Genomic DNA, 12599 nt, shown 5'->3' on the forward strand with positions numbered 1-12599 from the left:
GCCTTCGGGCGGTTTTTTTTCAACTTTAAAATCCACCGATTATCCACAGGGTTATGCGCAACGCTCCGGTCGTGGACGCGGTACGATAACAGCCAGTAAATCCGGAAAAGAATGTCATGTCCGCACGCCCCGAATCCAGATCAAATACCCGGAAAGTCGATGACTTGAAAGTGCCGCCGCAGTCCATCGAGGCTGAACAGGCGGTACTGGGCGGGCTGATGCTGTCCCCGGAATCCATCAATCATCTGGGCGATCTGCTTTCGGATGGTGATTTCTATCTGCAGGCGCATCGGGTCATCTACAAGGCCATCATCGAGCTCTCGGAAAAGAACCAGCCGTTCGATGCCATCACCATCGGGGAGTGGCTGAATGCGAACAACCAGGCCAATCAGGTCGGCGGCACCGAATACCTGATCGATCTGGTCAGCCAGACGCCGTCGGCCGCCAATATCCGTGCCTGGGCGGAAATCGTGCGCGAGAAATCCGTGCTGAGGCAGATGATCGAGGCCGGTACCGATATCGTCAACAACGGCTTCACCCCGGACGGACGCGACATCAAGGAACTTCTGGCCAGCGCCGAACAGGCCGTGTTCAAGATCGCCGAGCAGGGCGCCCGCGCCAAAAAGAGCTTCGTGGCCATCAAGGATGCCGCCAAAGACGCCTACGACCAGATCATCAAGCGCTATGACAACAAAGGGGCGCTGTCCGGTCTGCCTTCCGGCTTCAAGGAGTTCGACGAGATGACTTCGGGTCTGCAGAACCAGGACCTGATCATTCTGGCCGCGCGTCCGGCCATGGGCAAGACCACGCTGGCATTGAATATCGCCGAATACGCCGCCCTGAAAACCAAGAAGGCGGTTGCCGTTTATTCCATGGAAATGTCTTCCGGCCAGTTGGCGCAGCGTCTGCTGTCCTCGATCGGCCGGATCAACGCCAACAATCTGCGGGCCGGTACGCTGGAAGATGAGGACTGGTCGCGTTTAACAAGCGCCATCGGCATGCTGACCAAATCCAAGATTTTCATCGATGACACACCGGCGCTGTCTCCGCAAGAACTGGCTTTCCGCGCCCGCCGCCTGAAGCGCGAGCACGACCTCGGATTGATCGTGGTCGACTACCTGCAACTGATGCAGGTGCCGGGCAGCAAGGAAAACCGCGCCAATGAGATTTCCGAGATCTCGCGCTCGCTCAAGGCGCTGGCCAAGGAGCTGGATATTCCGGTCATCGCACTGTCGCAGCTGAATCGCGGTCTGGAAAGCCGGACCGACAAACGGCCGGTGATGTCCGATCTCCGTGAATCCGGCGGTATCGAGCAGGATGCCGACATCATTCTCTTCATCTACCGTGATGAATACTACAACAAGGACTCGAACGAAAAAGGACTGGCCGAGGTCATCATCAGCAAGCACCGTAACGGCTCGACCGGCTCCTTCAAGCTCAAATTCTTCGGCGAATATACCCGCTTCGACAATCTGGCGCCGGACCACCTGGGCAGTTTCGAATAACTTATGGCCCGTGCAACCACCGCCCGCATCCATATCGATGCCCTGCGTCACAATCTGGCACGTATCCGCGCCGCGGCGCCGCACGCCAAGGTAATGGCCGTGGTCAAGGCCGACGGCTATGGCCATGGCCTTGAGCGCGTGGCCCAGGCTTTGGCCGGAGCCGATGCCTTCGGTGTTGCCGCGCTTTCCGATGCCCAGCGCCTGCGTGCCGCCGGATTTTCACAAACCATCGTGTTGCTTTCGGGATTCGATGAAGCCGCCGACCTGGCGCAGCTTCGGCAGCTCTCGGTAGCCACCGTCGTCCACCACCCGTTTCAACTTGAACTGCTTGCCGCCGATCACGGCAGCCCGATTTCGGTCTGGCTCAAGATGGATTCCGGCATGCACCGGCTCGGATTTCCCCCCGAAAGTTTTGCCGGGACCTATCGGCGTCTGCAGTCGATGCCGAATGTTGCCGCCGATATCGTGTGCATGAGTCACTTCGCCAGCTCGGACGAGCCGGAAAATCCGCAAACGCCCGATCAGCTCCGTTGCTTCGACGCCCATTTGCCGGAAGGGGCTTCGGTCTGTTCACTGTCCAATTCCGCTGCGGTACTGGCCTGGCCTGCCGCACATCGGCAATGGCTGCGGGCCGGCGGGGCTCTATACGGTTTAAGTGTCGCATCCGGAAAGACCGGTGCCGATTTCGGACTCAAACCGGCCATGACCTTGAGTACCCGGCTGATTTCCATCCAGCAGGTCTGTGCCGGTGAGCGCGTCGGCTATGCCGGGTCCTATCTTTGTCCCGAAGACATGCCCATCGGCGTTGCCGCCATCGGCTATGGCGACGGCTATCCGCGCAATATCCGACCGGGAACACCGGCGTTGTTGAACGGACGCCGTGTGCCGATTATCGGAAGAGTCTCGATGGATCTGATGACCGTCGACCTTCGCAGCCAGCCGCAGGCTGCCGTCGGCGACGAACTCACTCTCTGGGGCGAAGGCCTGCCGGTCGAGGAAATCGCCGAGGCCGCCGGCACCATCAGTTATGAGCTGACCTGCTCGATTACCCGTCGCGTCCGTTTTCAGGAAGATTGAGCATTCACGCCGGACTGACGGCATTTCGGTTTAACTGATGCTCCAAGCATCCGAGGAGAATTCGCGTGGCCAATGCACTGGTCTGGTTGCGGCGCGATTTGCGTCTGCATGATAATCCTGCCCTGGCCCAAGCGGTCTCCGACGGCTACGCGCCGGTGCTGGTTTATGTGCATGCCCCGCAGGAGCAGGGCGATTGGGCGCCTGGCGCTGCCAGCCGGACCTGGCTGCACCATTCGCTGATCGCGCTGCAGCAAGCCATTGCCGAGATTGGCGGCCGTCTGATCATCGCACATGGACAAAGTCTGCATGAACTTGAACGCCTTCAGGCCGAGACGCAGGCCGAAGCGCTGTATTTCAGCAATCTGTATGAACCCATTCTGCAGGCCCGGGACGGCCGCGTGCAGGCCGCTTTCGAGCAGCGGGGGCTGACCGTCAAGCGTTTCAATGCCAATCTGCTGTTCGAACCCTGGCAGATTAAGACCGGCGGCGGAACGCCGTACAAGGTGTTCACCCCGTTTTGGCGGAACGCTTCCGCCCAGCTCAGTCTCCGTCAACCGTACCCGAGGCCAGACCGATTGCCGGATTTCGGCGGCACCGGTCTGACAATCGATGCGCTTGGTCTGCTGCCGGAACGGGATTGGCATGCCGGTTTCTGGCAGTACTGGCAGCCGGGCGAATCGGGAGCCGCCGAGATGCTCGACATCTTCTGCGAGGGCGCCATTGACGGTTATAAGGAACAGCGCAATCTGCCGGACCGGACCGGCACATCCAAGCTTTCCCCGCATCTGCATTTCGGCGAAATCTCACCCCAGCAGATCTGGCGGCGCATCGAACGGGTCAGGCTTTCGGAGTCGGCGCAGGCGGACCTCGGACACTTCAAGTCCGAATTGGGCTGGCGTGAGTTTTCCTACCATCTGTTGCATCATTTTCCCGACTCCAGCGACCGCAATCTCAATCCGCAGTTCGAGCGGTTTGCCTGGGCGGAAGCCGATCCGGAGCTGCTTTCGGCCTGGCAGCGCGGACGCACCGGCATCCCCATCGTCGATGCCGGCATGCGGGAACTCTGGCATACCGGGTGGATGCACAACCGCGTGCGCATGATCGTGGCCAGTTTCCTGTGCAAGAACCTGCGCATGCACTGGCTGCACGGCGCGCGTTGGTTCTGGGATACGCTGCTGGATGCCGATCTGGCCAACAACAGCCAGGGCTGGCAATGGACCGCCGGCACCGGCTGCGATGCCGCGCCGTATTTCCGTATCTTCAATCCGGTCACCCAGGCAGAGCGTTTCGATCCGCAGGCGCGCTATATCAAACGCTGGGTTCCGGAGCTTTCCGCCTTGCCCGCCCCGGTGGTTTTCGCGCCATGGACGAAGCCGGCAGTGAGCGCGGCACTGGCTCCGGATTATCCTTCGATTCCGGTCGCCGATTTGGCCGAGTCCCGGCAGAGCGCATTGGCCGCCTACAGCCGGCGTTAGTGCCCGCTGGAGGGTTTTTGCGGTAAAGTGAAGCCAGTTCACTGGCGAGTCCCGTATGAGCGCAGTCCGCGGAAATAACCGAAAAATACCGATGAGCCGTGTCGACCATGCCTGGCTGCGCATGGAACGGCCGACCAATCTGATGATGATTACCGGCGTGATGATGTTCGAGACCCCGGTCAACATCGTCAAGCTCAAGAAGGTGCTGAACGACCGCTTTCTGGCCTATCCGCGGTTCCGCCAGAAAGTCGTGGAGACCCCGACCGGCACATTCTGGCAGAACGATGCCGATTTCGATCTTGATTACCATGTCCGTCTTTCAGCCTTGCCGGGAAAGGCCGACAAGGCCGCTCTTGAACGCTTCGTCAGCCAGATGGCGTCGACGCCGTTGGATAAAAGCAAACCGCTGTGGCAGTTCCACCTGGTCGAAAAATACGACGGCGGTTCGGCTCTGATCACCCGCATCCATCATTGCTATGCGGATGGCATCGCCCTGGTCCAGGTCATGCTGTCGATGACTGACAGCGAGGCGCGCCCGTCAAAGAGGGAGCCGCTCTCGAAAACCTGGCTGAAGGAAGATGGCAAGGCGGTCAAGGCGCGCATGGGCATGATCGACCGCTACATGAAGCTCGGCGAGAGCCTGCTCGGCAAAGGCATCGATTTCTACCGGGATCCGACTCTGGCCAATGTGGTGGCGAAGGAGGGCGGCGAAATCGCGCGCGAGCTCGCGGTGGCCCTGTCCCTCAGCGATGATCCCGATACCGTTCTTCGCGGCCGCCTCGGCGTCAGCAAGCGTGTGGCCTGGGCGCCGCCGCTGCCGCTGGAAGACGTCAAGGCCATTTCCCGCGTATTCGATGCCACCGTCAATGACGTGCTGATGGCCTCGATGGCCGGCGCCCTGCGAAGCTACATGATTGAACGCGGCGAACAGATCGACGGCGTCACGATACGCGCCACGGTGCCGGTGAACCTGCGCCCGCTCGAACACGCCAAAAAGCTCGGCAATCATTTCGGGCTGGTGTTCCTCGATCTGCCCATCGGCGAAGTCCATCCGGTGCTGCGGCTGGTGCGGGTGGTGGAAAGCATGAAACAGCTCAAGCAGTCCCGCCAGGCCGTCGTGGTTTACGGTCTTCTGGCCGCACTGGGCATGGCGCCGCCGATGCTGCAGAATCTCGCTTTCGAGATATTCAGCCGCAAGGCCACCACGGTCGCGACCAATGTGCCCGGACCGCAGATGCCGCTTTACATGGCCGGAGAGAAAATAAAAGAGCAGATGTTCTGGGTGCCGCAGACCGGTTCCATCGGCCTCGGCGTCAGCATCCTGAGCTACAACGGCAATGTCCATTTCGGCCTGATTGCCGATGCCAAGCTGATTCCGGATCCGGATGCGGTGATCCAGCGCTTCATTCCAGAATTCGAGAAACTGCTGTATATCGCCCTCATGGGCGATTGGGGCGATCCGCCGGCCTGATTCAGTCCGGGTCGTCGACCAGAAAACCGCCGCTTTGATGTGCCCACAGGCGTGCGTACAGGCCGTTTTTCGCCAGCAGTTCCGAATGATTGCCGCTTTCCACGATGCGGCCCTGATCCATGACGATCAACCGGTCCATGGCGGCAATGGTCGACAACCGGTGCGCGATGGCGATGACGGTTTTTCCCTCCATGAGACGGTAAAGATCGCGCTGGATGACGCTTTCGACTTCGGAATCCAGCGCACTGGTGGCCTCGTCCAGCAGCAGAATGGGCGCGTCCTTGAGCATTACCCGGGCGATGGCGATGCGTTGGCGCTGGCCACCGGAGAGTTTCACGCCGCGTTCGCCGACGTGTGCATCGTAGCCGGTACGTCCTTTGGCGTCCGTGAGGCCGAGGATGAATTCCTCGGCTTCGGCGTTACGCGCGGCCTGCCGCATGGATTCCTCATCCGCATCCGGGCGCCCGTAGAGCAGGTTGTCGCGGACCGACCGGTGCAGCAGCGATGTGTCCTGGGTGACCATGCCGATCTGCCGACGCAGGGATTCCTGGGTCACCTGTCCGATGTCCTGGCCGTCGATGTGGATACTGCCCGGCGGAACGGAATAGAACCGCAACAGCAGATTGACGATGGTTGATTTTCCGGCTCCACTGCGTCCGATCAGGCCGATCTTCTCGCCCGGTCGAATGCTCAGATTGAAGTCCGCAACGACCGGCTTGCCCGGAACATAACTGAAATCAAGATGGGTGAAGGTGATTTCGCCACGGCTGACGCGCAGATCCTGTGCCTCCGGCACATCGCGGATGGCCACCGGGCGGGCAAGGGCACCGATGCCATCCTGGACGGTACCGATGTTCTCGAACAGGTTGGCCATTTCCCACATGATCCAGTGCGATACGCCGTTCAAGCGCAGGGCCATGGCGGTCGCGGCGGCGACCGCGCCGATGCCGACGGCATTTTGGCTCCAAAGCCACAAGGTCGCACCTGCCGTACCGAGAATCAACGCAATGCCGAGGATATGATTGACGATTTCAAAACCGGTGACCAGACGCATTTGCCGGTAAACCGTGGCCAGAAATTCCTGCATCGACTGCTTGGCATAGAGTGCCTCGCGCTGGTTGTGCGAGAACAGCTTGACGGTGGCGATGTTGCTGTAGGCATCCGTTACCCGGCCGCTCATCAGACTGCGGGCATCGGCCTGGGCGCTGGCTGCCCGGCCAAGACGGGGAACGAAATACATGAGAGTCAATACATAAAGAACCAGCCAGCCGAAAAACGGCAGCAACAGCTGCCGGTCAAAACTGCCGGCGACCAGGGTCATGGTCAGGAAATAGATCACCACGAATACCAGGATATCGGTCACGATCATGACCGCATCGCGGACCGCGAGGGCGGTCTGCATCATTTTGGCCGAAACGCGTCCGGAGAATTCGTCCTGGAAGAAAGCCATGCTCTGGCCGAGCAGATGCCGGTGGAAATTCCAGCGCAGACGCATGGCGAAGTTGCCGTTCAGCGCCTGGTATTTCACCAGTGCCTGGGCTGCGATGAGCAGCGGACTGGCCAGAAGCACGGCGGTCAGCAGGATGAGGTTGCGCTTCTCCTGTTGCCATAGCAGGTGCGGCGGCACATTGCTCAGCCAGTCCACGATATTGCCGAGCATGGCGAACAGCAGTGCTTCGAATGCCCCGATAAGTGCCGTCAAAGCCGCCAGCAGCAGGATGAGGCCGCGCATGCCGCGCGTGGCTGTCCAGATGAACGCAAAGAAGCCTTCCGGGGGCTGGTCCGGAGGACCTTCGGGAAACGGGGAGACGAGGCGTTCGAACCAGGCAAACATGCAATGACCGTGCGTTATGCAGGCCTATAGTTTATCGCATGCCCGTCATGTGAGGTGCGTTCACCTGCTATTCCCGGCAAACAGGCCCAGCATTTCGTGCGCGATGCTGGCGCCCGCCAAGGCCGTGATTTCCGCATGGTCAAACGGCGGCGAAACTTCGACGACATCGGCACCGGTCAACCGGATACCGGCCAAACCACGGATGCATTCCAAAGCGGTATGGGAATCGAAGCCGCCGACCACCGGAGTGCCTGTGCCCGGGGCGCAGGACGGATCGAGGAAATCGATGTCGAAGCTGAGATAGCATGGACTGTCGCCAACGCGCGCCTTGATGGCCGCGACGGCCGCTGCGATGCCATGCCGATGCAGCCAGCGCGCATCGAGAACTTCATAGCCGTGTTTTTCGGCATTGAATGTCCGCATGCCGAGCTGGATCGAACGCGAGGGATCCACGATGCCGGTTTTCGCCGCCTGATAGAACATGGTGCCGTGATCGATCCGTTCGCCATCGTCGGCCCAGGTGTCGGAATGCGCATCGAAATGGATCAGCGAAAGCGGGCCGTGCTTTTCAGCCAGAGCCTGCAGGATCGGGTAGCTGATGAAATGGTCGCCGCCGAGCGTCAGGGGCTTTACGCCGGCATTGCTGATGCCCCGGTAGGTTTCCCGGATCAGCGCGGGCGCCGCGGCGATATTGCCGGAATCGAAGAATACATCGCCCCAGTCGATGACATGGAGTTTGTCGAGCGGATCGGACTCCCAGGCATAAGGCGGACACCAGGCCAGCATGGTGGATGCGGCGCGTATGGCGCGCGGCCCGAAACGGGTCCCCGGTCGGCCGGTGGTGGCGACATCGAACGGAACGCCGATGACGGCGACATCGACACCGTCGAGGTCTTTGCTGTATCTGCGGCGCAGGAAGCTGGTAGCGCCGGCGTAGGTCGGCTCGGCCTGTGTGCCGTAAGGGGAAGATCGGGTAAACGCCAGATCCGAAAAACTGGCGGTGGCGGGCGAGGGCTTGTCAATCGACATGGTGGGCTCCGGTCTCAGCAGTCCACTCGTCGTTCCTTGCGCGAAGCAATCGCCGGGACGAGCGTCACCGGTCTTGATACCTTCAGTTTACTTCATTGTCGGCATGCTGAACTCGGCACCGGCACGGATGCCGGTCGGCCAACGCGCGGTGATGGTTTTCAGTCGGGTATAGAAGCGGACGCCATCGTTGCCGTGCATATGCAGAGGCCCGAACAGGGAACGCTTCCAGCCCCCGAAGCTGTGGAACGCCATCGGAACGGGAATCGGCACATTGACGCCGACCATGCCGACCTGGATGCTGTGGCTGAACTGACGCGCGGCATCGCCGTCACGGGTGAAGATGGCGGTGCCGTTGCCGTATTCATGATCATTGATCAGTCGGCACGCGGTGTTGAAATCCGGCACACGCACGATGCACAGAACGGGCCCGAAGATTTCCTCTTTGTAGATTTTCATGGCCGGGCTGACCCGGTCGAACAAAGTGCCGCCGAGGTAGAAGCCATCTTCATGACCGGCAACTTTCAGGCCGCGTCCATCCACCAGCAGTTCAGCGCCTTCGGATTCACCGGCGTCGATGTAGCCTTTGACTTTATCGCGGTGCTGGCAGGTCACCAGCGGGCCCATGTCCGGATTGTCTTTATCGCCCGGGCCGACGCGCAGGCTGGCGACCATCGGTTTGAGCTTTGCAATCAAGGCTTCGGCAGCGGCATCGCCGACGCACACCGCGACTGAAATGGCCATGCAGCGTTCGCCGGCCGAGCCGTAGCCGGCACCGAGCAGGGCATTGGCAGCCTGGTCCATGTCGGCATCCGGCATGATCACCATGTGGTTCTTGGCGCCGCCCAGCGCCTGCACGCGCTTTCCGGCGGCGCTACCGCGGGCATAGATGTATTCGGCAATCGGCGTGGAACCGACGAAACTGACGGCCTGCACGCGCGGATCATCAAGCAGGACATCCACGGCTTCCTTGTCGCCGTGCACTACATTGAACACGCCATCCGGCAATCCGGCTTCTTTCAGCAGGCGGGCGAGAATCAGGGTCGGCGTCGGATCACGTTCCGAGGGTTTCAGAATGAAGGTATTGCCGCAGGCGATGGCGATCGGAAACATCCACATCGGCACCATGCAGGGAAAATTGAACGGCGTGATGCCCGCGACCACGCCGAGCGGCGCGTATTCGCTGTAGGAATCCACCCCGGTACCGACGTTCATCGAATGCTCGCCTTTGACCAGATGCGGAATGCCGCAGGCGAATTCGACCACTTCCAGGCCGCGGGTCAGCTCGCCTTTGGCATCGGAAAATACCTTGCCGTGTTCATGGGTGATGGCCAGCGCGATTTCATCGGCATGGTCTTCCAGCAGTTGCTTGAACTTGAACATGACCCGGGCCCGGGCCAGCGGGGTGGTTGCGGCCCACGCCGGAAAGGCGGCCTGTGCCGAGGCAATGGCCGTCTCCACATCGCTTTTGTCCGCCAGGGACACCCGTCCGGTGACCGCGCCGGTGGCCGGATTGAACACCTCGGCGCTGCGTGTGCCGGTGCCGAAAACGGCTTTGCCGTCGATGAAATGGGCGATGGTGGCGGTCATGGCGTATTTCCGGTCAGGCGTTCAAGGCATCGGCGGCGGACACATAGGCGTAACCGAGATCGTCGGCAACGGCCTTGTAGGTGATTTTGCCGGCATGCACGTTCAGGCCGTTGAGCAGGTGCGGATCGGCCAGCAAGGCCGCTTTGGCGCCCTTGTTGGCAATCTGTACGGCGAAAGGCAGGGTGGCGTTGGTCAGTGCGAAAGTGGAGGTGCGTGCCACGCCGCCGGGCATGTTGGCCACGCAGTAGTGAATGACGCCGTCCACTTCATAGGTCGGGTTCTGGTGGGTGGTGGCTTTCGAGGTTTCAAAGCACCCGCCCTGATCGATGGCGACATCGACCAGCACCGAGCCCGGACGCATCAGCTTGAGCTGCTCGCGTGACACCAGTTTCGGTGCAGCCGCGCCGGGAATCAACACGGCGCCGATGACCAGGTCGGTGTCCGGCAGGCGTTCTTCGATGGCGTCATGGGTCGAATAGATGGTGGTGATGCGGTCGCCGTACAGTTCGTCCAGGTATTTCAGACGATCCAAGGAACGGTCGAGAATGGTGACATGCGCGCCCATGCCCATGGCCATGCGCGCGGCGTTGATGCCGACCACGCCGCCGCCGATGACCAGTACTTCCGCCGGTTTCACGCCCGGTACGCCGCCGAGCAGCACGCCGGATCCGCCTTGGGCTTTTTCCAGCGCATGCGCGCCGGCCTGGATCGACATGCGACCGGCCACCTCGGACATCGGTGCCAGCAGGGGCAGGCCGCCCTTACGGTCGGTCACGGTTTCATAGGCGATGGCCGTGCAGCCGGAGGCAACCAGGGCCTTGGTCTGTTCCGGATCGGGTGCCAGATGCAGGTAGGTATAGAGAATCTGGCCCGGGCGCAGCATGGCGCATTCGACCGGCTGCGGCTCCTTGACCTTGATGATCATCTCGGCGCGTTTGAAGATTTCCTCGGCACTGTCGACGATTTCCGCGCCGGCCTTCTCGTACTGTTCGTTGGTCAGGCCGATCGACTTGCCGCCGTCGCGCTGGACCATGACCTTGTGGCCGTTGGCAATCAGTTCGCGGGCGCCGGACGGGGTCAGTCCGATGCGGTATTCATGGTTTTTGATTTCTTTCGGGACGCCGATAAGCATGGGGAACTCCGGATGGCTTGAAGTGGGGTGATTTTAAGCGGTTTCGCGGATCGCGTCGGCGATTTTGGCGAAAAGCGTGTCGATATGGAATTTTTCCAGAATCAGTGGCGGCGACAGGGCGATCACGTCGCCGGTAACGCGGATGAGCACATCCTTTTCATGGAAGCATTTGGTGAACACCTCGTAAGCACGGGTGCCGGGTTTGCCCTCACGGGGGGCAAGCTCGATGGCGCCGATCAGACCGAAGTTGCGGATGTCGATCACATTGGGCAGACCTTTGAGCTGGTGGATGGCATCTTCCCAGTACTGTTCCAGGCTGATGGCCTTTTCGAACAGGTTCTCCTCGGCGTAGATGTCCAGCGTAGCCAAGGCGGCGGCGCAGGCCAGCGGGTGGCCGGAGTAGGTGTAGCCATGGAACAGGTCGATCATGTTCTCCGGGCCGGTCATGAATGCCTCATGGACCTTGTCGGCGATGAACACGGCGCCCATCGGGACGCAGCCGTTGCTCAGGCCCTTGGCGGTGGTGATCAGATCCGGTGTGACGTTGAAGCGTTGTGCCGCAAAGGCTTTGCCGACCCGACCATAACCGGTAATGACCTCATCAAATATCAACAATATTCCGTACTTATCGCAGATTTCTCGAATTCGCTTCAAGTAGCCATCCGGCGGAATGATGACGCCGGCAGAGCCGGCAATCGGCTCAATGATGACCGCAGCAATGGTGCTGGCATCATGCAGCGCCACCAAACGTTCAAGATCCTCGGCCAATTCCAGACCGTGCTGGGGCAGGCCGCGTGTGAAGGCGTTCCGGCCAATGTCCAGAGTATGGCGCAGGTGATCGACGCCGGACAGGCCGTTGCCATACCATTTACGGTTGTTCGGGAGCCCGCCGACGGAAATGCCGCCGAACCCGACCCCGTGATAGCCCTTTTCGCGTCCGATCAAACGGGTGCGCTGGCCCTCACCACGGGCGCGGTGATAGGCCAGGGCGATTTTCAGGGCAGTGTCCACCGATTCCGATCCGGAATTGGTAAAGAACACATGATTCAATGTGTCTGGAGCGATGGCGGCCAGCCGCTCCGCCAACACAAAAGGCAGCGGGTGGCCCATTTGGAAAGTCGGGGCAAAATCAAGGGTGGCAATCTGTTGTTGAACGGCATCGATGATGCGCTGTCGGCCATGCCCGGCATTGCAGCACCACAGACCGCCGGTGCCATCCAAGATCTGCCGGCCGTCCGTGCTCTGGTAATACATGCCTTCGGCGCTGGCCAGCAGGCGTGGCGCGTGTTTGAACTGCCGGTTGGCCGAAAACGGCATCCAGAACGCATCCATGTGCTCGGGGCTTTGCGTGGCCTGACTCTTATAGTGTTGATGATAGGAGGTTTTATCGTTCATGGCGGTCACGATTTGGGCTGTTGAGCGATACTATACAGTGTTGAATAAATTTTACAATAGGCGGTTTTGTAAATTATATTTACATAAAGATTGA

At 60.6% G+C, this 12599-nt stretch carries 9 protein-coding genes; 4 read left to right on the top strand and 5 right to left on the bottom strand.

Annotated elements, in window-relative coordinates; genetic code table 11:
• Window positions 1-116 precede the first annotated feature (116 nt).
• From Q0W88_RS00430 to Q0W88_RS00445, 4 genes are all read left to right on the top strand, one after another.
• Window positions 117-1505 carry a replicative DNA helicase gene (locus Q0W88_RS00430; protein ID WP_297798811.1) on the top strand — a complete coding sequence of 463 codons (1389 nt, stop codon included), beginning with the start codon at window positions 117-119 and terminating at the stop codon, window positions 1503-1505.
• Between the two features lie 3 nt (window positions 1506-1508).
• Window positions 1509-2582, top strand: a complete 1074-nt coding sequence (gene alr, locus Q0W88_RS00435; RefSeq protein WP_297798812.1) for an alanine racemase — start codon at window positions 1509-1511, stop codon at window positions 2580-2582.
• A gap of 65 nt (window positions 2583-2647) precedes the next feature.
• Entirely contained in the window at window positions 2648-4057 is a 1410-nt protein-coding gene (locus Q0W88_RS00440) for a deoxyribodipyrimidine photo-lyase (protein ID WP_297798813.1), read from the top strand.
• 91 nt (window positions 4058-4148) lie between these two features.
• Window positions 4149-5528, top strand: coding sequence for a wax ester/triacylglycerol synthase family O-acyltransferase (locus Q0W88_RS00445; protein WP_297798815.1), 1380 nt, complete (start codon window positions 4149-4151; stop codon window positions 5526-5528).
• A gap of 1 nt (window position 5529) precedes the next feature.
• Here the strand turns inward: Q0W88_RS00445 and Q0W88_RS00450 are convergent, their stop codons facing one another.
• From Q0W88_RS00450 to Q0W88_RS00470, 5 genes are all read right to left on the bottom strand, one after another.
• A complete protein-coding gene (locus tag Q0W88_RS00450) occupies window positions 5530-7362 on the bottom strand; it encodes an ABC transporter ATP-binding protein (protein ID WP_297798816.1) in 1833 nt (610 codons plus the stop codon).
• Window positions 7363-7422: 60 nt separating this feature from the next.
• Window positions 7423-8391, bottom strand: coding sequence for an agmatinase (gene speB / locus Q0W88_RS00455; protein WP_297798819.1), 969 nt, complete (start codon window positions 8389-8391; stop codon window positions 7423-7425).
• Between the two features lie 87 nt (window positions 8392-8478).
• Window positions 8479-9978, bottom strand: coding sequence for a CoA-acylating methylmalonate-semialdehyde dehydrogenase (locus tag Q0W88_RS00460; RefSeq protein ID WP_297798821.1), 1500 nt, complete (start codon window positions 9976-9978; stop codon window positions 8479-8481).
• A 13-nt stretch (window positions 9979-9991) separates the two neighbouring features.
• Window positions 9992-11110: an alanine dehydrogenase gene (ald, locus tag Q0W88_RS00465; protein WP_297798823.1), complete on the bottom strand. Its 1119-nt coding sequence runs from the start codon at window positions 11108-11110 to the stop codon at window positions 9992-9994.
• Between the two features lie 33 nt (window positions 11111-11143).
• On the bottom strand, window positions 11144-12505 hold the full coding sequence (locus tag Q0W88_RS00470) for an aspartate aminotransferase family protein (protein WP_297798825.1): 1362 nt from the start codon (window positions 12503-12505) through the stop codon (window positions 11144-11146).
• Window positions 12506-12599 lie beyond the last annotated feature (94 nt).

This window comes from Arenimonas sp. GDDSR-1, from assembly GCF_025980345.1.
Taxonomy (GTDB): Bacteria; Pseudomonadota; Gammaproteobacteria; order Xanthomonadales; family Xanthomonadaceae; genus Arenimonas.

What these genes read in the sequence shown, in the direction of transcription:
- Q0W88_RS00430 (WP_297798811.1), top strand. Translation starts at nt 117, where the DNA reads ATGTCCGCACGCCCCGAATCCAGATCAAATACCCGGAAAGTCGATGAC.
- alr (WP_297798812.1), top strand. Translation starts at nt 1,509, where the DNA reads ATGGCCCGTGCAACCACCGCCCGCATCCATATCGATGCCCTGCGTCAC.
- Q0W88_RS00445 (WP_297798815.1), top strand. Translation starts at nt 4,149, where the DNA reads ATGAGCCGTGTCGACCATGCCTGGCTGCGCATGGAACGGCCGACCAAT.
- Q0W88_RS00450 (WP_297798816.1), bottom strand. Translation starts at nt 7,362, where the DNA reads ATGTTTGCCTGGTTCGAACGCCTCGTCTCCCCGTTTCCCGAAGGTCCT.
- speB (WP_297798819.1), bottom strand. Translation starts at nt 8,391, where the DNA reads ATGTCGATTGACAAGCCCTCGCCCGCCACCGCCAGTTTTTCGGATCTG.
- Q0W88_RS00460 (WP_297798821.1), bottom strand. Translation starts at nt 9,978, where the DNA reads ATGACCGCCACCATCGCCCATTTCATCGACGGCAAAGCCGTTTTCGGC.
- ald (WP_297798823.1), bottom strand. Translation starts at nt 11,110, where the DNA reads ATGCTTATCGGCGTCCCGAAAGAAATCAAAAACCATGAATACCGCATC.
- Q0W88_RS00470 (WP_297798825.1), bottom strand. Translation starts at nt 12,505, where the DNA reads ATGAACGATAAAACCTCCTATCATCAACACTATAAGAGTCAGGCCACG.